Source organism: Lactococcus sp. (assembly GCF_036648155.1).
In the GTDB taxonomy this organism is placed as follows: domain Bacteria; phylum Bacillota; class Bacilli; order Lactobacillales; family Streptococcaceae; genus Lactococcus; species Lactococcus cremoris.
This window is the reverse complement of the sequence record NZ_JAVXIY010000001.1, coordinates 222,136-243,528: the sequence shown is the minus strand read 5'-3', so window position 1 is coordinate 243,528 and position 21,393 is coordinate 222,136. Positions and strand designations below refer to the sequence as shown.

Genomic DNA, 21,393 nt, shown 5'->3' with positions numbered 1-21,393 from the left:
TTTTTATAACGAACTTTCCTAAGCAATGGTTACCGCAGGGTAGGCTTCAACATATTCCTCGCCCTGAGCTCCACGATAAGTAACAATCCTTTTCTCAAAATTAGCTTCATAGTCAATCACACCAGCCTCCCAAGTTGCACTTAAAAACTCAGGAAAAGTCGTTTTACCCGCTTGGTCAGCTCGTAAAGCTTTAATCAAGGCTTCCCTATCAAAAGTTGCAACTTCCTGAAAGCCGGTAAGCATTGGCGCATTAGTCAGGCTAATTACTCCAGCAACCGTCCAAAAAGTGCTCTGTCCCGCTGGTAAGGTCCAGACGTTTTTCAAAACACCAGCTTCTCTCAAACATTCGGCCAGATATGGAAAACCGCCCACTTTTGGGCGAATGGTCTCAGCTTTTTTCATGGCTCCATCTACAAGTTCTATTGCATTCATTTTTTCACCTCATTTCGCTTATTTGATGATTAATTATAACAAAGTTCAAAGAAAAAAATGCTGACAGAATTTATCAGCATTCATATTTTTTCATAAATAATGGGATTTCTTCAATCAATCGACTGGGTAAGACCACATAAGCTTTTTTAGCTAAATGACTTGCTATTAAACTGTGTAAATAGGTTGCAGCAGCTACTGTCTCTCTTGTTTCTCCATGAAATTGGGCCAAAAACCCGCCAATCATTCCAGCCAACGTATCACCCATTCCTCCCGTTGCTTGAGCTGGGAGACCTATTTTTAAAATAAAGTTCTCTTGATTTGGACTGAAAATTCGCGTTTCTGAGGATTTTGCAACGATAATTGCTCCTTCTTGATTAACAAAATCTTGAAGGGCTTCTTTAGTTTGCTGACCAATTTTCAAACTAGAAAGTCGTTCCAACTCCATTTCATGCGGTGTGAAAATCGTATTTTGCGGATAAGGTAAGCTTAAATGTTCTTTAGCAAAAAGAGTCAGTGCTGAACCATCAATGACCAACTTTTGTTTTTCTGTCAGTAAATTCAAAACTTCTGTCAGTAAATCAAGTCTCTCTAAACCCAGTCCTGGACCAATGACAATGACGTCAGCAGATTTTGCTACTTCTCTTAGAGCTGACAAATCATCAAAATCAATTGTCATTGCTTCTGGAAGTCTTGCATGTAAAGCGCCATGGTTCTCTTTAGCCAATGCTACAGAAACTAAACCAGCTCCAGAATAAACTGCACTTGTCGTTGCCAAAATAGCCGCGCCGCCATATTGAGCATTTCCACCAATCACTAATAAACGTCCATAAGTTCCTTTATAAGAATCTTTTTTACGTTTTTTAATCACTTTTCTTAAAATCTCATCAGTCAATTCAATCATACTGCTATTTTACCGCATTTCGTGTTAAAATTAAACCATGACAAAATCAGCAAAAACATTTGACGTTATCGTTGTTGGTGCAGGCCCGTCAGGAATGATGGCCGCCATTTCAGCAGCAGAAAATGGAGCAAAAGTTGCTCTTATTGATAAAAATAAAAAAGTCGGAAAAAAATTATTAATGACCGGTGGCGGGCGCTGTAATGTGACCAATAGTCGCTCTATTGATGAAATATTAGCAAATGTTCCTGGTAATGGACGCTTTCTTCATTCGGCCTTTTCTCAGTTTTCTAATCTTGATATTATTAACTTTTTTGAAAGTAATGGTGTTAAATTAAAAGAAGAAGACCATGGACGCATGTTCCCTCTAACTGACAAATCTAAAACAATCGTTGATGCGCTCTTTAACAAAATTTTAAGCCTTCATGTTTCTTATTTTCCAAGTCAAGCGGTCAGCCAACTTATCATTGAGAATGGGTCCATCGTTGGATTAGAAACTGATAGTGAAAGCTATTTAAGTCCAACAATCGTTCTCTCTACGGGTGGTCGTGCCTATCCTTCCACAGGTTCAACCGGCGATGGTTATCGCTTAGCCCGCTCAGCGGGACATACGATTTCGCAACTTTATGCTACCGAAGCTGCGCTACTCTCTGATGAATCTTTCATTTTAGATAAAAACCTTCAAGGAATTTCTTTACGTGAAATCAAGCTGTCAGTCGTTAATGCTAAAGGAAAAACAGTGATTTCTCATCAACATGACTTGCTCTTCACTCATTTTGGTTTGTCTGGTCCGGCTGCTTTACGCTGTTCAAGTTTCATTAACCAACTTCTTGAAAAAGGTGAAACTCCTGTCATGGTCAGCTTAGACCAATTCCCAGATAAATCGGCTGGGTTTTTAAAAAATGAACTGACCAAGCTAGCTTCAAGTGATAAATCAATTAAAAATGCCTTCGCTGGACTAACCCAAGAACGCATGCTTCTCTTTATTCTTGAAAAAGCTGGCATTAATCCTGCCTTACCAGCCAAATCTTTATCTGAACAACAAATCGAAAAACTCGTTCAACTGTTCAAAAACTGGCAAATCATGATAAATAAAACTCTCCCAATTGAGAAGTCATTTGTCACTGGTGGCGGTGTTTCTTTGAAAGAAGTAAATCCTAAAAGTATGGAAAGTAAAAAAACGCAAGGCTTATTTATGACTGGGGAACTGCTAGACATTAATGGATATACTGGTGGTTATAATATTACTTGTGCCTTTGTCACAGGTTTTGTCGCTGGAAAACATGCCGCCGAAATTGCCTCTTATTTCCAATAAAAAATCAGCCCTAGTTCATACTTGCACAATTAATCTAGAAATGGTACTATATTAAAGTACTGTTTTGCGGTGGTGGCGGAATTGGCAGACGCGCAGGATTAAGGATCCTGTCGGGAATTTTCTTGGTGCGGGTTCAAGTCCCGCCCACCGCACTAATATTAACTCAGCTAAGGCTGAGTTTTTTTATTGCCTTTTTATAGAAAATAAGGAGTACCAAGAAAGGTACTCCTTTTAATAATCTTCATAATGCTCAAAAAGCACCTCTAAATCTGCTATTTCACTTAGCAAAGTTTGCCCAACATTAGTATCTTTGACCCGCTTTCGTTCGTCAACTTCCGCCACTAAACGTTTCAAGCTAATAATATCTGTTCCTTTTTCGACCGCTGCTTTGACTGTCGAAAAAGGTTGGTGAGCAACCAATTGAATGCCAAAACTATTGTAAAGAAGGGTATATCCAGCGATACCTGTTTCTTTTTGATAGGCTTTAGCAAAACCTCCATCAATCACAATCAACTTTCCATCCGCCTTGATTGGATTCTCGCCATTTTTTTCCTTAATTGGAGTGTGACCATTAACCAAATGTCCATTTTCATCTAAACCAAAGTTTTCTAAGATTTTTGTAATGATTTTAGGTTGTTCACGTAATTGATAATATGGATTTTTCTTTTCTACATGAGTGGATTTATCCTTGATATAATAACGTTCAAAGGTTGTCATTGCTGTTTTGCCAAACAAGGAAGAACATTCTCCCACCCATAAGTACCACATCAAATCTGTTGCTAAATCCTTTGATTCTTCAGGATGAGCAAGACATTTTCTAACTTCACAGTCAAAAAAATCAAGTAAATCTCGTCCAGCATAAGCCTTCTTATCAATTGTGAATGATTTAAAATCTCCATTTTCATGTAAGGGAAGGCAACCATGAATCAATAGATTGCCATTGTAAGAAAGATACATGGCCCCTTTTTCTTGCAAGAATCCAACATGGCGCTTGAGCTTATCTGAAGTTTTAAAATTATTTAACAAGTGAGCAATTATTTTTTCTTCTTCCTCAGTTAGACTTGCGGGCTGTTCAGGATTAATTGTAGGCGCCTGAAAATCAATTAAATCATAGGTTTCACCTGCTAATTCTATTTTATTTTGTGAGAAATCAATAAAATGGAGGAGGTCCCGATGTTCAAGTTGGAAATCTGGCCGTCTTTCAATTAGTTGACTTTCTAACTTAAATTGTAAAATAGCCGTGGCTTGCTGTAATTTATTAAGGAGTGCTTTTTCATCAGCTGACAAGCGAACCCCATCAACTAATCGTGGACGAAATGCCTCACTTGGTTCATAATAACGTTCAGCATATTCTAAAATCGCACGCAAATTAATCCCATAAGATTCTTCAAGAATATCTAAATTCCCGTAACGGGCACAAATTCTTATCACATTCATCATGGCCAAAGGTGAGCCACTAAAAGCCGCCATCCACACAATATCATGATTGCCCCACTGAACATCAACTGAGGGCATGTTTATCAAACGGTCAATAATTTTGTCTGGATATGGTCCGCGATCATAAATATCCCCAACAACATGTAGATGGTCGACCGTCAATCTGCGAATTGTATCTGCAAGTGCAACAATTAAGCGAGTAAGTTCTCCCAGATTTTGTAGCTGCGAAAGAATTGAATCAAAATAATCCTGTTTGTCAGTCGTCGAATCCACTTCATTGATTAACTCTTCTAAGATGTAGCGAAATTTTTCTGGAAAAGCTTTACGAACTTTTGAACGCGTATATTTTTGTCCAACAAATTTAACTGTTTTCAATAGATAGACTAGGTTTAGACGGCAATAGTGTTCAAAAAGCTTTTTATCTTGAAGTTGACATTCAGAGTCTAGTTTTTCTTGTGGATAATAAATCAAGGCTGCCACTGATGAAATTTCTGCTGACGAAAATTGTGGAAAACAATCCCGTAATTTTTCTTTGATACTGCCAGAACCATTTCTTAGGACATGATTAAAAGCATCATATTCACCATGCACATCACTCATAAAATGCTCTGTTGCTTTTGGTAATTCACAAATAGCACTCAAGTTAATAATTTCTGTAAGTACAGCCTCCTTTGAAGAAAACTGCTTTTTTAATAACTGATAATATTTTTTATCCATAATAAAAATAAAATAGGTTTCTATCCCTATCTCACCAATCTGCTTTCTATTTAAAAAAATGAGAATAATTAAGCTTATGCTTGCATTTTATCATATAGAAAGCAGATAGTAAAGCGCTCACATTTTTAAATGACTGACCAAAAAGCCTGTCAGCAACTGACAGACTATTTTTTGATTTTAATAAATAAAACTTTAAGATAATTTCCTTCTGGAAAGCTGTCAGCAATCTGAAAATCAGCTGGTAGTTTTTCTTCTTGGAAAATGGTAAATTTCACTCCCTTATTTTTGAGAGATTCTTCAACCATTTGACGGAATTTCTTATCAGAAACATTTGCCGCATTCGTTGAAGCAATCAACGTTCCATTATTTTCGAGGATATCCACAGCTTCTTCCACAAGTTCCCCATAATTTTTGGCCACCGAAAATGTCTTTTTACCATTGCGAGCAAATGACGGTGGGTCAAGCACAACAATATCATAAGTCAAATTCTTTTTCTTGGCATAATTAAAATAGCCAAAAACATCCATCACATAAATTTTTTGACTGTCTGGTTCAATTCCATTGACCAAAAACTGTTCTCTTGTTTTATCAAGTGATCGTTTTGCCAAGTCGACCGAAGTGGTTTGACTTGCTCCACCAACGGCTGCAGCTACTGAGAAAGCCCCTGTATAACTAAACATATTCAACAAAGTTTTACCAGCCACAAGGCCATTTACAAGCGCTCCACGGACATTTTTTTGGTCAAGAAAAATCCCTGTCATTAAGCCTTCATTCAAGTATGTCGCATAAGTCACCCCATTTTCCATGACTAATAAAGGTTCTTGCGCTTCTTCACCGAACAGATATTGACTTTCCAATTGACTGTCAGCAAAACGCAGCTTTTCATAAGCCCCTTTAATGTCAGGAAAAACCACTTGGAAAGCTTTGACAATTGCTTTTTTTTGACTATAAATAAATGGATTATACCAAGAAAAGACAACAAAACCATTATAAAAATCAATGGTTAAGCCTCCTAAACCATCACCTTCGCCGTTAAACAGACGGAAGGCTGTCGTCAACTCATCTTGGAAAAAAGGAGCACGTAAGCTTCGTGCTTGAACAAATTTTTCCACATAAAAATGATGGTCAATTTTTGCTGATGAGGTACTCAACAACCAGCCAATTCCTTTATTTTGCTTTGAAAGATAGCCTGTTCCAAGAGCTTGAGCTTTTTCATCAAAAAACTGTGCAAAATCATCCTCTGAAATAGGTGAACTTAAATCTTCTGCCACCAAAAGTGGGTAACCCGCTCGCAGTTTTTTTGCTGCTTTTGTCCGTACTGTAATTTTTTTCATCTTTTAATTATAGCATAGCCAGTTACACGAAACAATGGTTCACCTTACTGGTCCTCCCCATCTGACAATACAAAAACTGACAGCTCTGAAAGCTGTCAATCAATAGGATAAAAATTATTTACTTAGGTTCTGCGAACATTTTTCAAAGCTAGAACATTTGCAAGATAAAGCACGACAGCAAAAACGAACATAATCAACAAATCGAACCAAATTCCTGAAAAACCCATTCCCCTTTTAACTACTTCTTGCATGGCACTAATCCCATAATAAACTGGAATGCAGTGGGCAATTCCTTGCAGAATTGTTGGCATCGTATCGACAGGAATCAATCCCGAAAATAAAAATTGTGGAATAATGGCCAAAGGAATCATCTGCACAAATTGAAATTCTGTTTTTGCTAATGTGGATAAGAGCAAGCCGAACAACAAAGCAATGATTGCAATAAAGAAATTAATGACAAAAACCCAACCAATATTTCCATTATTGTGAACTCCTAAAATCCAATAGGTAAAAATAACCATGAGTGCCGTTTGAATCATCGCAAGAATTCCATAACTCAAAGTATAGCCAGTGACAATCTCACTTCGTTTAACAGGAGTCACTAGCATCCTTCCCAATGTTCCTGATGTTCGCTCATTCACTAAGGAAATCCCTGATATTAGAAGGACTAAAAAGAAAGCAAAGGCGCCAACTAAAATCGGTGCTAAATCATCAAAAGTAGCATTTGTACTCGTCGGATTTCCATACAAATACTTGCTTCTTATCTGAAACTGCTCTGTATTAACGCTCAGTTTGGTTGGAGCACTTTGTCCTGATACTTGAGATAATTTATCCATCAAATTTTGCAAAGCTTGCTGAGTCTCTTCTTTAGTCGCTTTGGCTTGGTTTTCTTGAATTACTTGCGTTAAAAGCATTTTTACCGCAGAACTTGTTCCATTTGACTGATTGGCATAGCTAATCTCAATATTTTTCCCTGAAATACTGACAATTGCACTCAAATCTTTCTCATTCATTGTCAAGCGATTATTTTTAGAAACATTTACCACTTCCAAATGCGCTTTATCATCTGGTATATTTTTTAAAGCCTTCGTTAGTTCTGTATTATCGGACTTTAAACCCACTCGATAGGCAGTATTGGATGGGACTTGAAAGAGAAAATACATGAGTGTCAAAATAAATATTGGCGCTAAAAACATCATTGCAAGTGTCCTTGGGTCTCCGCGCCTTTGAAGCATAATTCGCTTGAAAATGGCAATAATTCTCATCTCACCACCTCCTTAGCTTTCATTTCTAAAGTTTTTCCTGCCACAATAAAAGCCTCTTCCACCGAGTTCACTTGATATTTTTCTTTAATTTCCTTAGGAGAACCTTCGGCAATAAACTTGCCATTTCTAAGCATCAATACAATATCACACCGTTCTGCTTCGTCCATGACATGAGTTGTAATCAATATCGTTTTCCCTTGATTTGCTTGATTTCTTAATTCTTCCCAGATTTCTTGACGTAATTCTGGGTCAATCCCGACCGTTGGCTCATCTAAAAGTAAGATTGGAGCATCCGTTTGCAAAGCAATGGCGAGTGATAAACGACGTTGCATTCCTCCTGAATAATTAGCAACCGATTGCTTAAGATGACTTGTAAGATTCACTGTCAGTGCCGCTTTTTCAAGTTTTTCTGTCAATTCATTTTTTTTGATTCCTTGGAGCAAACCAAAAAACTCTAAATTTTGTTTTCCAGTCAACTCCTTAAATAAGGCGTCTTCTTGCGCCATATAACCTAATTGTCCTAAAATTTTTCTATCTGGTATTTTGACTTCAAGAATTTCAACACTTCCACTATCTAATTTTTGCATTCCCACAATTGACTTAATAAAAGTAGATTTACCAGAGCCCGAAGGCCCAATCAAACAAATTATTTTTCCACTTTCAAAATCATAAGATAATCGGTCTAATATTATTTTATCGCCAAATTTCACGCTCATACCTTTAACAGTTATTGGTGAGGTCATATTCTTATCCTTCAAATAAATCTTCTCTAGCTTTAATCTTACCCTAATTCTAACACTTCCCTTTTGAACATCAAATCAATTTGCCCTTTAGAAAAACTGTATTATTCTGCATTCAAAAACAACTTTCTTTATAGTATAATAATAGTTAACTTTAAGTTTTAGATAAATTCAAAAATCTAACCTGTAATTATGCTTAGTATTTATTAATAACAGGCTATTTATCACATTTATAAAGGAGTTCTTATGGCCTGTACAACATTTCTCGTAGGTAAAAAAGCCTCATTAGATGGTAGCACTTTAATTGCACGAAACGAAGATGGGGGAGATAAACCTAATCCCCAACGTTTTGTTGTCATTAATCCTGAAAATCAACCCAAGCGCTATTCTTCAATCGCAACAGCTTGTGAATTTGACTTGCCAGAAAATCCACTAGCATATACCTCTACTCCCGATGCTGACCCTACTTACGGCATTTGGGCTGCAGCTGGAATTAATAGTGCGAATGTTGCCATGACCGCGACAGAAACCTCCACAACCAATAGTCGAATTTTAGGATTGGACCCCTACGCTGAAAAAGGACTAGGAGAAGAAGATTTCACAACAATTACTCTTCCTTATATCCACAGTGCGCGTGAAGGGGTTGAACGAGTAGGACAACTTTTAGAAAAATATGGAACCTATGAATCAAACGGCATGGCATTTTCCGATAAAGATGAGATTTGGTGGTTAGAAACACTGGGCGGACATCAGTGGGCCGCTATTCGTATCCCCGATGATGCCTATGTTATTGCACCTAATCGTCTTAATATTGATTGGTATGATTTTGAAAGCTCTGACACGATTTATTCAACTGGTTTGAAAGAATTTATTGATGACAACAATCTTAATCCAGACTTTGACGGATATAATCTTCGGCATATTTTTGGTTCAAGCACGATTAAAGACACGCGCTACAACAATCCACGTGCTTGGTATGTTCAAAACTATTTTTCTCCAGAAATCACAGGAAATGATGACCCTTTTAATCAAGATTTACCTTTCATCTGCCAAGCCAATCGTAAAATTTCCATTGAAGAAATTAAGTTTGTCCTGTCAAGTCATTATGAAAATACAGCTTATGACCCTTATAGTACAACTTCAAGCGCCGCAGAACAAAAATTGATTCGACCAATTGGACTCAACCGTAATCTGGAACTTCATGTTTTGCAAATTCGAGATAAGGTTGCTGAAAATATTGCTGGGATTCACTGGCTTGCCTTTGGTGCCAACACCTTTAATTGTCTGGTTCCTTTTTATGCCAGAGTAAGCGACACACCTGCTTCTTATCGTGATACAAAGCTGGATTTTGACCCAACACAAATGTATTGGTTGACCACAATGACTGCTGTCCTTGGAGACAGTAATTTCCAAGGCTATGTCGATAAAAGAGACAATTTTGACCTAAACACAATGGCAAAATTAAGAGCCTTACAAAACGAAACCGACAAAGGAAGTGACCAATCACTTGAAGCAGTGAACGAAAGACTTGCACAGATTGCTCTGACTGCTCAAACTGAACTTCTTGGTAAAATGGTTATTTCTGGTTCCAATCATATGAAACTTCGCTTTGATTTTAATGATTAAAAAAATACGGTTAATTAACCGTATTTTTCTTTTTAGCAATTATCAATGAAGTGTCAATATCCATTGATAGAGTAGTCCAGCAATTACAGCACCAACAATCGAACCAGTTGCTGGAATCCAAGCATAGCCCCAGTCAGAAGTTTCTTTATTTTTGATTGGTAAAAGTGCGTGCATGATTCTCGGACCTAAGTCACGTGCTGGATTCATCGCGTAACCAGTAGTTGGTCCTAAAGAAAAACCAACTGCCATAATGAGAAAACCGACAATAATTGGACCAAAACCACCTTCCAGACGATAATGGCCCATTGCCATAATCAATAGCATGAGCAGCGCCCCGTCAAAAGCTTCTCCTAAAAAATTGGACCAAGAATGACGAATAGCAGGTGCTGTAGCAAAACTTGCCAAGATTAGAGAAGAATCTTTTGTTTCTTCCCAATGGGGATAATAATGTAACCAAACGGCAACAGCAGCTAACATAGCACCTAAAAATTCAGCGATAATGAAAGCAAGTGCTAAGCCAATTTTTATTTTCCCTAAGACGAGAAAACCAATTACCAGGGCTGGATTGAGATAAGCGGGCGAAAAGAAGCCAACTACCCAGACGGCGACAGCAACGGCTAAGCCCCAGCCAATTGCAATAGTCACCCAACCTGCATTTTCCGATTTTGTTTTACCTAAAACATTTGCTGCGACAACCCCATTTCCTAATAATACAAGGATGAAAGTGCCCAGAAATTCTCCCAATATTTGTAATGTCATTGCTCTACCTTATTTTTCTATCAGCATTTTTTCTAACTGATCTTTTATTGCTTCAAAAGTTGCCCCTGCTTCTAAGAGGGCACTCGCTGTGTAAGCTCCCTCAATGAGCGGGACATTAAAAATGGTTAATTCCTTGTCTGTCATTTCAGAAACCAAATCTAGATTCATTCGAGCGCTTCCTAAATCAAAAAATGTTAAGAGATTGTCTGCCTCATTTTCTTCAATAGCATTCATAACTCGGTCAAAAGAGGTACCTATTTCTCCATTTTCTAAACCACCTATAGCAGTTAGTGAAATATTTTTAGCGACTTCACGAATTAATTTTTTTAATCCTGAGGCAATCTCAGAAGAATGAGAAACGATTACAATGCCATAAGTCATGCTACTACCTCCAAAAGTGTTTCAAATAAATAAGCACTTGATTGTGTTCCAGGGTCAATATGCCCAATTGATCGTTCTCCCAGATAAGAAGCTCGTCCTTTAGTCGCTAAAAGTCCTGCACTTGCTTTAACAACTTTTTCTAAATTTTCTTTGGAAGCTGAATCTGTTTGCAGGTCTTTTAAAAATGCTGACCAGATATCAACCATCGTTTTTTCACCGACTTGAGCTTTTCCTCTTTTTTGAATAGCTTCTAGTCCAGCATAAATTAATTCACTTGTATCCAAAGTTTCTGTGGCAGCCTTACTCATGGCTAGAAAGGCTGAACCATACAAAGGTCCAGAAGCTCCGCCTACTTTTGACATTAGGGTCATGGCCACTTTTTTAAAGATTTCTGAAACATTTTCAAAGTCTGAACCTTCCAATGCTTTCATTGTTTCAGACATCCCACGAGCCATATTTGCACCATGGTCCCCGTCACCAATAGGCCCGTCTAGTTCGCTCAGATAAGCTTTGTTTTCTTGTATTTTTTCGTTGAATTTTCCTAACCATTCAATGGTTGTATCTATTGTTAACATTCTCTCTCCTTATCCCCAAGAAATAGTTTTCACGTCTTCATTAAGATTTTTGAGCCATTGGTCATCTTCCAACTTAATCATTGTAAGTGACAAGCCTGCCATATCAATTGAAGTCATATAATTCCCAACTTTTTTAAAAAGAACTTCTATTTTTTCGTCTGTCAGTAATTTTGCAACATCATTCATAAAAATGAATTGCTCCATCAGTGGCGTCGCTCCCATACCATTCACAAGAATGCCATATTTTTGACCAGCTTCAAATTTGAATTCTTCTTTCAATTTACCAACCAGTTCTGTTGCTAACTCATAAGAAGTTTTCATTTTTTCCCGACGGTATCCTGGTTCACTATGAATTCCGACGCCATATTCAATTTCATCTTCATCAAGAACAAAACCAGGTTTTCCAACTTCTGGAACTGTTGCGGCTGACAAAGCTAAGCCAATAGTCTTGATATTCTTGACGACCTTATCAGCCAAATCTTTGATTTCATCTAAAGAAGCCCCTTGATGGGCAGCTGCGCCTAATATTTTATGAACAAGGACTGTTCCAGCAACTCCTCGTCTTCCTTGAGTATAGAGCGAATTTTCAACGGCGATATCATCATCGACAATAATTTGCTCAACTTTAATTTCTTCCATCTCAGCCATTTCTCTTGCCATTTCAAAGTTCATGACATCACCTGAATAATTTTTGATAATCAAGAGCACTCCAGCTCCTTCATCAGCCGCTTTGATTGCTTCAAAAATCTGGTCAGGAGTTGGGGAAGTGAAAACAGCTCCACAAACAGCTGCTGACAGCATTCCTTCCCCAACAAAGCCAGCATGAGCTGGTTCGTGTCCAGAACCCCCACCTGAGACTAAGGCAACTTTCCCACTTTTAGGACTTTTACGTTGAATAATTTCAAAATCTGGAACTTTTTCAATCAAATCCCCGTAAGCATAGGTCAATCCGGCTAACATTTCTGAGACCACATCTTGTGGTTGATTAATAATTTTTTTCATCGCTCATCCTCCTGAGTTTCTTATGTTATACTTAGTATAAAATAAAAATTTGATAAAAATAAGGGACAAATCGCAAAATGTGTCCGCTTTCTTTTGAAATATGAAAAAATCAATCATTACACAAAAAATTATTGCTAAGTCCTTTAAAGACTTAATGCAAAGTAATGCCTATCACCAGATTTCGGTCAGTGATATCATGCAAGTCGCAAAAATTAGACGACAAACTTTTTATAATTACTTTCAAAACCAAGAAGAACTTTTATCTTGGATTTTTGAGAATGACTTTGCCGAATTAATTAATGACAATCTGGATTATTATGGCTGGCAAAAAGAACTCTTGCTTTTATTACGTTACTTAGATGAAAATCAAATTTTTTATCAAAAAATTTTTGTTATTGATAAAAATTTTGAACATTTTTTTCTTATTCAATGGGAAAATCTGCTTGATAAGGTGCTTTTTGACCAAGAAAATAAGTCTGACTATCATTGGTCAGACTTAGAAAAATCATTTATATGTCGTTATAATGCTGCAGCAATTTGTGCAATAACTAAAGAGTCAATCATCAGAGGAAATTCTTTAGAGGACCTTTATCCTCAGATAGTTAAACTCTTACTTGCTCAACTGAATATTTTTGAAGATTGATTACCAGGCGAAAGCTCCAGTTGGAGCATTCAGATAGTCCAACCATTTAGAATCTTTGACAGAACAAAGTGTTAATGAAATTCCTGACATATCACAACTTGTCATTAAGTTCCCGACTTTACAAAACTTAATGGATAATCCTTCAAGTTCTAAAAGGCGCATGACATCGTATTGAAAATGATAGAGTTCCATTAAAGTCGTTGAACCAAGACCATTTACAAGCAAAATATAATTTTTATTGGCTTTTTTTTGCCAATTAATTTCTGCTTTTAACTTATTTACTAATTCTACGGCAATACGCTCAGAGCCTTCAAATTTTTCGATTCGGTAACCAGGCTCGCCATGAATTCCAACGCCAAAAGACACTTCATCTTCTGCTAATAGAAAGGAGGTCCTATGATGAGGAAAATTAACTGGAGCTAAGGCGACACCCAAAGTATAAATTTCTGGGGAAAGGGACAGAGCCAATTGTTCAATTTCATCAATACTTGCCCCTTCTTTTGCAAAAGCACCGAGTACTTTATGAAGCAAAATCGTTCCAGCAACTCCTCGATGTCTTTTATGAAAATTATAAGCATTCACCGAAATATCATCATGGCTGACAATATATCTGACGTCAATCCCTTCAGTTCTTGCCTCTTCAATCGCTTTTTTAAACTCTTTTAAATCAGCTTCAAAATTTTTGATAATCACAAAAACGCCTTTGCCTGAGTTAACTTGGCGAATAGCTTTTAAAATATTTTTAGACTTTGGTGGTATAAATAGAGGGCCAGTCACAGCTGCCGCAAGCATTCCAGCCCCAACGTAACCTACATGGGCCGGTTCATGACCACTTCCTCCACCTGAAATAATTGGAACTGTTTTTTCATTATATTTATTATCATAGAGAATTCCAGTTTCTGGTAGATAAGCCAATTGAGGGTAAGTCAAATCAATCCCTTTTAACATCTCCTCTGGAATTTCATTTGTTGAATTATAGAATTTCATATAACCAAATTATAGCACAGATACAAAAAGAGCTTGATTTCAAAAATCAAACTCTTTTTATTTATTAGCTTTTAGATTATTTTTCAGTCAAAGCTGCAAGTCCTGGAAGTACTTTACCTTCGAGGAGTTCCATTGAAGCTCCACCACCAGTTGAAATCCATGAGAATTTATCTGCATAACCAAGGTTGATTGCTGCTGCTGCTGAGTCACCACCACCGATGATTGATTTAACACCTGGTTGTTTAACGATAGCTTCCATCAATCCAACAGTACCTGCTTGGAAGTCTGGGTTTTCAAATACACCAACTGGACCATTCCAAACAACTGTTTTAGCACCTTCAAGTTGTGTGTTGTAGTCAGCAATTGTTTTGCTTGCTACGTCAAGTCCCATGAAGCCTGCAGGAATATTTTGGTCAGCAGTTTCTTTAACTTCTGTGTAACCAGCAAATGCGTTAGCAACTTTGTGGTCAAGTGGCAAAATCAATTTTCCTGCTGCTTTTTCAAGCAATTCTTTAGCAAGGTCAAGTTTGTCATCTTCAACGAGTGAAGTTCCGATTTCGTAACCTTGTGCTTTCAAGAATGTGTAAGCCATCCCACCACCGATGATAACTTTATCAGCTTTTGAAAGGAGGTTTTCGATAACACCGATTTTATCTGAAACTTTAGAACCACCAAGGATTGCTACGAATGGACGTTCTGGAGCTTCAACTGCTTCTTGGATATAAGCAATTTCGTTTTCAAGAAGGAAACCAGCAACGGCTTTTTCAACGTTTGCTGAGATACCAACGTTTGATGCGTGAGCACGGTGAGCTGTACCAAATGCATCGTTAACGAAGATTCCGTCACCGAGTGAAGCCCAGTATTTACCAAGTTCTGGATCGTTTTTAGATTCTTTTTTACCGTCGATATCTTCAAAACGAGTGTTTTCAACGAGAAGGATTTCTCCATCTTTAAGTTCGTTGATTGCTGCTTCAAGTTCTGCTCCACGAGTAGCTCCTGGGAAAACAACGTCTTGACCAAGTTTTTCAGAGAGAGCTTTAGCTACTGGTGCAAGTGATTTACCAGCTTTATCAGCTTCTTCTTTAACACGTCCCAAGTGAGAGAAGAGGACTGCACGTCCACCTTGTTCAAGGATGTATTTAATTGTTGGAAGCGCAGCAGTGATACGGTTATCATTTGTGATTACGCCATCTTTAATTGGAACATTAAAGTCAACACGTACGAGGACTTTTTTGCCTTTAAGTTCAACGTCTTTTACAGTCAATTTTGCCATTTGGAAAAATTCTCCTTATAAGATAATTTTGTTGAGATTGAAAAAGCACCATGCTGATTCAATTCAAATCGATAGGTTAATTATATCACAAATTCGGATATTTTGGCTTTGAGAATTTTACTTTTAGCTTGTAAAGGGTTACTTTTACAAGATTCTTGATTTTATTTTTACTGACAGATTTTTTGAGCTTTGCTAAGCAACTTAGAGTGAGCTGTCAGTAATATATTTTTGAATTCCATAAGCTACACCATCTTCTGTATTACTTTTTGTAATCACTTTTCCTATTTTTTTCAAATCATCAGAAGCATTTGCCATGACAATTGGTAGACCGACTGCTTTTAACATTGACAAATCATTTTCATTATCACCAAAAGCTGCAAGTTCTCTTTGTTCTAACCGTTCTCTTTGAGCGATAAATTGAACTGCTTTAGCTTTTTGAGCTTCAAGATGTGTAATTTCCAGATATGTTTCCCAAGTTTTTTGGATTATTATATCTGGAAAATTCAACTTTTCTAAATGTCTTTTGATTTCTTCTAGCTTTATTTCGTTTGGTGTAATCAAAAGAATTTTAAATATTTCTAGTCTTGGCCGCTCAGTTACCAATGCTTCTAAATCTACTAACTTGGGAACTTGTGGAGTAAATTGCATTTCTTGTTTGATGTCTGCATCAATCTTTTCAACGTACCAATCGCTTAAACTGTACAGGGATAGATTTATTTCAGGATAATCTTTTTTGATTGTCTTAATCAATTTTTGAGTGCTAGCATGAACCAATGGACTTGCTTTAATGACTTCATTTTTAGCAAAAATAAGCCCACCATTAAAAGCAACTTGTGCGCTTTTTAAATTCAACTGATCAATCAGTTCTTCCATCGCTTGGGGCGCTCTTGCTGAAACCAGAGAAAATGGAAGATTAGAGTTTTCAATCACCTCTTGAGTCTTTTGGGAAATTTTACCTTGGTCATCAAGCAAAGTGCCATCTAAATCAGAAAAAATATGTTTAATCTTAGTCATTTTATCCCCCTTTAATCTCCATTTTAACAAAATTTGCTGACAGCTTTGTTAGTAAAAGCTAATAAATAAAAAAATCACTGACAAGAGTCAGTGATTAAAAATTCTAATTAGTATTTTTTACGTTTACGAGCTGCTTCTGATTTACGTTTACGTTTTACAGAAGGTTTTTCGTAGTGTTCACGTTTGCGGAGCTCTTGAAGAGTTCCAGCTTTTGTTACTGAACGTTTGAAGCGACGGAGTGCGTCGTCAAGTGATTCATTTTTGCGTACAAGTGTTTTTGACATAGATTTTCACCCCATTTCCAGCTCGAGAGTTCGTGGTCTTTCACACGACCTTTCTATTATATCAAATGGATATAGCCTTGTCAAACTAGACTAGCTTTAGCTGCAGCTTCTTCATTCATGCGTTCTTGATGAATATTTATTTTTTTATCCAAATAAGCCATTGATTTTTCCAGTTCGGCTAATTCTTTTTCCATTTCTTTTTTACGAGCTTTTAAAACCTCGATAATCATCTCATGTTTGTCTGTATTGGCAAAAACTTCTTTAATCTGTGCTAAACTCAAACCGGCACAGCGATAATGGCGAATAGCATTAATTCTTGATTCTGCTGCTTCATCAAAGTCTCGAATTCCAGCTTTGGTGCGCGGAACTGAAATCAAACCTTCTTTTTCATAAAATCGTAAATTGTAGGCTGAAATCCCTGTTCTTCCTGCGACTGTCGCAATAGTGACCATTTGTTCTCCTTTGAACTTATAAAACCCATCTTTTGGGTCATTTTACATTTTTTATTCATTAATTAATAAAAAGTCAATTTTTTCTCTTGACTTAGAGTAACTCTAACTTGCTATAATATAGCATGTTGATTTCAAAGTGTCAACCACCGCATTTTGAATCCTTATTTTAATATAGAAAAGAGAAAAATTGAATAAAATACAAGAAAAACGCTCCATTCGAGCCTTTATGCTTTCCAATGTCATGGCAGGTTTGGAAGGCTCAATTGTGGCTACTGCTCTGCCAGCAATGATGGCAGAATTACACGGCATCAAGTTGATGAGTTGGGTTGTAACTATTTATATGCTCCTCATGGCGGTTTCTTCTCCCATTTGGACAAAACTGGCCGAACGTTTTGGTTATAAACAAATGTTTGTGCTCGGCACACTTTTATTTACTATAGGTTCTCTCGGCGAAGGATTAGCTATTAATATGTTGATGGTCATTGTCGCCCGCGCCCTCATGGGACTTGGTGCTGGTGTGATGATTCAACTTCCTTTTGTCATCTATGGAATGATGTATCAGGCTGATGAGCGGAGACGCGTGATTGGAAATACTGTCGCTGCTTATTCATTTTCAACTATTGCAGGACCAATTGTCGGAGGTTTGATTGTAACCTTACTTGACTGGCGCTGGGTCTTTTTCATCAATATTCCGATTGGGATTTACATGGCTTTTATTGTTTGGAAAAATTTCGATCTTAAAACTGACCATACTAAAAAATCAATTGATTTTGCTGGTTCTGCTTCTCTATCCATTGCCGTCATTGCCATTATGCTTCTTTTTCAAATGATGGGGAATGCCGTCATTAATCTTCCATTATTGATTGCTCTGTTGGTTATCAGTTTGCTCTTTTTCACTGGATTTTATTTTGCTGAAAAAAGAGCGGTTGACCCCATTGTTCCGCTTGAACTTTTCAAAAATCCATCTTTCATTGCCAAAAATATCATGTTTTTCATGCAATATGGTTTCTTTGGTTTTTATACAAACTATCTGCCCACTTGGGGACAAGGGGTCATGGGCGCAACGGCTTTAGTCGGTGGAATGGTTTTGATTCCATCAGCAATCATGCTAGTTATCGGAACGAGAAATGTCAATCATCTCATTCAAAAAGTCGGCGAAAAAAGAACGATTTATATCGGTTTTGCTATTATGGTTTTAGGTGCGCTTTTCTTATTTAGTTTGCCTGAACATGCCTCAATTCTTATGCTCTTTGTCGCGACAGCAATTCTTGGTACCGCCTTTGGGATTGTCAACATTACCTTACAGGTTGCAGTTCAAGAAAGTGTCGCTAAGCATTTGATTGGTGCAGCGACTGCCGTTAATGCTTTACTAAGAACAATGGGAACAACACTTGTCTTATCTGGCTTATCAATCGCTCTCAACCGTACATTTACTGACTCAACTGCACATAATCCAAAACTTACAACGACACTTCTTAATCAAATTTCTGATGCTCAAGCTTTAAAAAATATTCCAACTGCCCTTGTTGCCCCTTTGCGTCACACCTTATTTAATGGTATGCACTTGCTTGCGCTTATCTCCGGCTTACTTCTTTTCATTGCGCTTTTTGTCAATTGGCTCGACCCTTGGAAAAAAGGACTAGAATAAAACAAAAAAACTGCTGACAACTCTGTCAGTAGTTTTTATTTTACTGACAAGACTTCTGTCATAGGATAGCCGTTTGCGCTTTAGCACATTTACGGATATGCTAGTATTTCCGTCAGTAATTTTTCAAATCATTATAAGAGCCAATAGCCTTTTCTAATAGTTGACGTAAACTTTCCGTCTCATTTTCTAACCATTCTTCCCATGCTACACTGTATATTGCACGAGCCAAACGAACCGCAAGTCTTGCTGTTCTTTCCTCATAATCTGTCAGTAAGTATTCGACCAAGAGTCCTTCAATTTTACTTTGTTTAAGGAGTTCACGCTCTTCCAAATCAGGGTGGCTGGCAATTATTTTTTGTCTTTTGACTGTTCTTTCTCGATGTTCATCAAAGAAGTCTGCAGCATAGAAATAACCATCAAGTACGATAAATAAAGGATTTGTTTCTTTTGATTCTCGCATTTTATTCAGTAACATTTCGCTGTATTGCTCGCCTCCGGCAAAGAAAATATCCGCTTTATTTTTAAATTTGCGAAAGAAAGTTCGCTCAGTTAGGCCGGCTTTAGTTGCGATTTGTAAAACGGTGGTATTGTCATAACCTTGTGCTGTAATCAGCTCAAGCGCTGCTTCATATAATTTTTCTTGACTTGATTTTTTCATTTTTTCTTCCTAAACATATCCAAAAATCCCCCGAAATGTCAGTTTATGACATTTTTCTTGACAATTACTTTCCGAAAGATTATACTATTCTCAAATGTCAGTTACTGACATTATATAAAATTAAGACTGAAACTGTCAAGAGAAAGCTATAAAATACGATTTCATCAGTCAAGTCAGCACTTAAAGAAAGTCGTCAGGTAATCAAATGAAAATCTTAATCACTGGTGCAACCGGAAAAGTTGGCAGTCGTCTGGCTCAATATTTTCTCAATCAAAAAGAAAATATTCGCCTTTTGGTCCGTGATGAAAGCCGAGCCGCTTCGCTAAAGGAACAAGGAGCCGAAATCATCGTTGGTGACTTAACAAATCTAAATGATTTGAAAAAAGCAGTAGCTGGCATTGATGTCATCATTCATACTGCAGCAGCTTTTCGTGGTGTTTCTGACCAAACACAAAAATCAGTCAATCTTGATGCGACACTTAGTCTTGCCAAGGCAGCACTTGAAGCCAAAGTCCAACGTTTTATTTTTGCAAGTACAACTAATGTTTATCTCGGAAATACGCTTAATCGCCCGGCCACAGAAAACGATGAACCGACTGGAAAAGCGACTTATCCAGCAAGTAAAATTGCTGCCGAAAAAGGACTTCACAGCTTATTAGCTGGGACAGCTACCGAACTTGTCATTACTCGCTTTGGCTTAGTCTATGGGGATAAGGACCCTCATCTGAACGAACTTGCCCCTTATCTGACAGAACGTCATCCTGATAAGCTAAATTCGCTGGTTCATCATACAGATATTGACCGCGCGCTCCTCCAAATCGTTCACACTAAAGACTTGAAGCATGACCTTTACAACATCGTTGATGATTCTGAAACTTCTATCGCTGATATTTTATCCATTGAAAATATTGCTCAAGAACGTCCAACTGACAATGACTACAACAAATGGGAGTCGGTTTCTTCAAATCATCGTTTGAAAGAAGATTTTGACTTCAACTTCCTCTATCCTTCTATCAATGACGCAAAAGACGCCAACGCCCTTTAAAAAATAGAAAAGAGAACAAGTATGAAAATTACACTTTTAGGTTCATTAGGAAACATCAATCGACATTTTATCCCCAGATTAATCGCTGACGGACATGAAGTCACTGTCATTACTTCACGTCCCGAAGGAGCTGCGGCTATTGAAAAGCTCGGTGCGAAAGCTGCGGTTGGATTAAATACTGACCTCGACTTTCTCAGCCGAACTTTCACTGGTTCTGATTTGGTTTATCTCATGATTACGGGTATCGCTTTTTCGTCAGCAACATCAATGTCTGATTTGGCAAAAATTTACAGTCAGGCCATCAAAAAGACTGATGTCAAAAAAGTCATTAACCTTAGCTCAGTCGGTGCCCAAAGCCCAGAAGCTGGGATTCTCTACGAATATCATGCCATGGAAGATGGGCTTGATGAACTCACTGGTGTTACCGTTAAACACATTCGTCCCGTTGGTTTTTATACCAATTTACTGACAGAAATTGCGCTACTTAAGGCTCAAGGAAAAATTTTTGAAGCCATCAGTCCTGAAACAATGCGGGCTTGGGTTCATCCAAGTGATATTGCTGATGCTGTTTACAATCGTATCAATGATTTACTGACGGACAAAGCTGTCAGTAAAATAAAATATGTCGTTTCTGATTGGGCGATAGGTACTGATTGGGTCAATGCCTTAGAAACTAATAACATTTCTGCCCAATATGTCACTATTTCTGTGGAAGATTTGGTAGAAAACTTTGTCAAAGCAGGTCTTCCAAAAGTTGTGGCAGATGGATTTGGTCAAATGAATCAATTTCAACAAAGCCCTGACAAACTCTACCAAGAAATCAAATCCTCAACCTATCATCATGGCAAAGTCAAAATAAATGATTTTGCTAAAGAATTTGCACAAGTTTACTATCAATAATCCATTTC

Annotated in this window: 22 protein-coding genes and 1 tRNA gene; 7 read left to right on the top strand and 16 right to left on the bottom strand. The window is 37.5% G+C overall.

Features of this window, described 5'->3' with window-relative positions; genetic code table 11:
* Positions 1-18: 18 nt before the first annotated feature.
* Positions 19-432 carry a DUF1398 family protein gene (locus RSC39_RS01280; protein ID WP_332534522.1) on the bottom strand — a complete coding sequence of 138 codons (414 nt, stop codon included), beginning with the start codon at positions 430-432 and terminating at the stop codon, positions 19-21.
* 73 nt (positions 433-505) lie between these two features.
* Positions 506-1,333 carry an NAD(P)H-hydrate dehydratase gene (locus tag RSC39_RS01275; protein ID WP_332534520.1) on the bottom strand — a complete coding sequence of 276 codons (828 nt, stop codon included), beginning with the start codon at positions 1,331-1,333 and terminating at the stop codon, positions 506-508.
* A gap of 37 nt (positions 1,334-1,370) precedes the next feature.
* Here RSC39_RS01275 and RSC39_RS01270 point away from each other — a divergent pair, with 37 nt between their 5' ends.
* Together RSC39_RS01270 and RSC39_RS01265 are read left to right on the top strand one after the other, a co-directional pair.
* On the top strand, positions 1,371-2,645 hold the full coding sequence (locus RSC39_RS01270) for an NAD(P)/FAD-dependent oxidoreductase (protein ID WP_332534518.1): 1,275 nt from the start codon (positions 1,371-1,373) through the stop codon (positions 2,643-2,645).
* Between the two features lie 66 nt (positions 2,646-2,711).
* Positions 2,712-2,797 (top strand) — tRNA-Leu (locus tag RSC39_RS01265).
* 79 nt (positions 2,798-2,876) lie between these two features.
* Here the strand turns inward: RSC39_RS01265 and RSC39_RS01260 are convergent.
* The 4 genes from RSC39_RS01260 to RSC39_RS01245 all read right to left on the bottom strand — a co-directional run bounded on the left by RSC39_RS01260 (position 2,877) and on the right by RSC39_RS01245 (position 8,141).
* The gene (locus RSC39_RS01260) at positions 2,877-4,799 is read right to left on the bottom strand and encodes a fructose-bisphosphatase class III (RefSeq protein WP_332534516.1); all 1,923 of its coding nucleotides are present in this window, start codon (positions 4,797-4,799) and stop codon (positions 2,877-2,879) included.
* Between the two features lie 164 nt (positions 4,800-4,963).
* Complete coding sequence (locus RSC39_RS01255; protein WP_011834340.1) at positions 4,964-6,133, bottom strand: class I SAM-dependent rRNA methyltransferase; 1,170 nt, start codon at positions 6,131-6,133, stop codon at positions 4,964-4,966.
* 122 nt (positions 6,134-6,255) lie between these two features.
* Positions 6,256-7,398, bottom strand: a complete 1,143-nt coding sequence (locus tag RSC39_RS01250; RefSeq protein ID WP_332534513.1) for an ABC transporter permease — start codon at positions 7,396-7,398, stop codon at positions 6,256-6,258.
* Positions 7,395-8,141, bottom strand: a complete 747-nt coding sequence (locus RSC39_RS01245; protein ID WP_332534511.1) for an ABC transporter ATP-binding protein — start codon at positions 8,139-8,141, stop codon at positions 7,395-7,397. The genes RSC39_RS01250 and RSC39_RS01245 overlap by 4 nt, the downstream gene beginning before the upstream one ends.
* A gap of 243 nt (positions 8,142-8,384) precedes the next feature.
* Here RSC39_RS01245 and RSC39_RS01240 point away from each other — a divergent pair, with 243 nt between their 5' ends.
* Positions 8,385-9,764, top strand: coding sequence for a C69 family dipeptidase (locus tag RSC39_RS01240; RefSeq protein WP_332534509.1), 1,380 nt, complete (start codon positions 8,385-8,387; stop codon positions 9,762-9,764).
* 42 nt (positions 9,765-9,806) lie between these two features.
* Here the strand turns inward: RSC39_RS01240 and RSC39_RS01235 are convergent, their stop codons facing one another.
* Genes RSC39_RS01235 through dhaK form a run of 4 tightly spaced genes read right to left on the bottom strand, consistent with a single transcriptional unit; the run spans position 9,807 to position 12,481 of the window.
* Positions 9,807-10,523, bottom strand: a complete 717-nt coding sequence (locus RSC39_RS01235) for an MIP/aquaporin family protein (RefSeq protein WP_332534507.1) — start codon at positions 10,521-10,523, stop codon at positions 9,807-9,809.
* Between the two features lie 9 nt (positions 10,524-10,532).
* Positions 10,533-10,904, bottom strand: coding sequence for a dihydroxyacetone kinase phosphoryl donor subunit DhaM (gene dhaM / locus RSC39_RS01230; RefSeq protein ID WP_043737218.1), 372 nt, complete (start codon positions 10,902-10,904; stop codon positions 10,533-10,535).
* On the bottom strand, positions 10,901-11,479 hold the full coding sequence (gene dhaL, locus RSC39_RS01225; RefSeq protein WP_021036632.1) for a dihydroxyacetone kinase subunit DhaL: 579 nt from the start codon (positions 11,477-11,479) through the stop codon (positions 10,901-10,903). The genes dhaM and dhaL overlap by 4 nt, the downstream gene beginning before the upstream one ends.
* Before the next feature lie 9 nt (positions 11,480-11,488).
* Positions 11,489-12,481, bottom strand: a complete 993-nt coding sequence (gene dhaK, locus RSC39_RS01220) for a dihydroxyacetone kinase subunit DhaK (protein ID WP_332534504.1) — start codon at positions 12,479-12,481, stop codon at positions 11,489-11,491.
* Positions 12,482-12,581: 100 nt separating this feature from the next.
* On the opposite strand from dhaK, the gene dhaS reads away from it, so the two are divergent.
* The gene (gene dhaS, locus RSC39_RS01215; protein ID WP_332534502.1) at positions 12,582-13,124 is read left to right on the top strand and encodes a dihydroxyacetone kinase transcriptional activator DhaS; all 543 of its coding nucleotides are present in this window, start codon (positions 12,582-12,584) and stop codon (positions 13,122-13,124) included.
* Here dhaS and dhaQ read toward each other — a convergent pair whose 3' ends face one another.
* From dhaQ to RSC39_RS01190, 5 genes are all read right to left on the bottom strand, one after another.
* Entirely contained in the window at positions 13,125-14,111 is a 987-nt protein-coding gene (gene dhaQ, locus RSC39_RS01210; RefSeq protein WP_332534500.1) for a DhaKLM operon coactivator DhaQ, read from the bottom strand. It lies immediately after the preceding gene.
* 76 nt (positions 14,112-14,187) lie between these two features.
* Positions 14,188-15,384, bottom strand: coding sequence for a phosphoglycerate kinase (locus tag RSC39_RS01205; RefSeq protein ID WP_332534498.1), 1,197 nt, complete (start codon positions 15,382-15,384; stop codon positions 14,188-14,190).
* Positions 15,385-15,585: 201 nt separating this feature from the next.
* Complete coding sequence (locus RSC39_RS01200) at positions 15,586-16,398, bottom strand: HAD family hydrolase (protein WP_332534496.1); 813 nt, start codon at positions 16,396-16,398, stop codon at positions 15,586-15,588.
* 107 nt (positions 16,399-16,505) lie between these two features.
* Positions 16,506-16,682: a 30S ribosomal protein S21 gene (gene rpsU / locus RSC39_RS01195; protein ID WP_003129844.1), complete on the bottom strand. Its 177-nt coding sequence runs from the start codon at positions 16,680-16,682 to the stop codon at positions 16,506-16,508.
* Positions 16,683-16,762: 80 nt separating this feature from the next.
* On the bottom strand, positions 16,763-17,134 hold the full coding sequence (locus tag RSC39_RS01190; protein WP_011834331.1) for a MerR family transcriptional regulator: 372 nt from the start codon (positions 17,132-17,134) through the stop codon (positions 16,763-16,765).
* A 187-nt stretch (positions 17,135-17,321) separates the two neighbouring features.
* Here RSC39_RS01190 and RSC39_RS01185 point away from each other — a divergent pair, with 187 nt between their 5' ends.
* Positions 17,322-18,782 (top strand): MDR family MFS transporter, encoded by a 1,461-nt coding sequence (locus tag RSC39_RS01185; RefSeq protein ID WP_075070336.1) that lies wholly within the window; start codon positions 17,322-17,324, stop codon positions 18,780-18,782.
* Positions 18,783-18,894: 112 nt separating this feature from the next.
* Here RSC39_RS01185 and RSC39_RS01180 read toward each other — a convergent pair whose 3' ends face one another.
* On the bottom strand, positions 18,895-19,440 hold the full coding sequence (locus RSC39_RS01180; protein WP_021036625.1) for a TetR/AcrR family transcriptional regulator: 546 nt from the start codon (positions 19,438-19,440) through the stop codon (positions 18,895-18,897).
* A gap of 205 nt (positions 19,441-19,645) precedes the next feature.
* Between RSC39_RS01180 and RSC39_RS01175 the strand changes: the two genes are divergently transcribed.
* A complete protein-coding gene (locus RSC39_RS01175; protein WP_332534491.1) occupies positions 19,646-20,485 on the top strand; it encodes an NAD(P)-dependent oxidoreductase in 840 nt (279 codons plus the stop codon).
* A gap of 21 nt (positions 20,486-20,506) precedes the next feature.
* Complete coding sequence (locus RSC39_RS01170; protein WP_332534489.1) at positions 20,507-21,385, top strand: NAD(P)H-binding protein; 879 nt, start codon at positions 20,507-20,509, stop codon at positions 21,383-21,385.
* Positions 21,386-21,393: the final 8 nt, after the last annotated feature.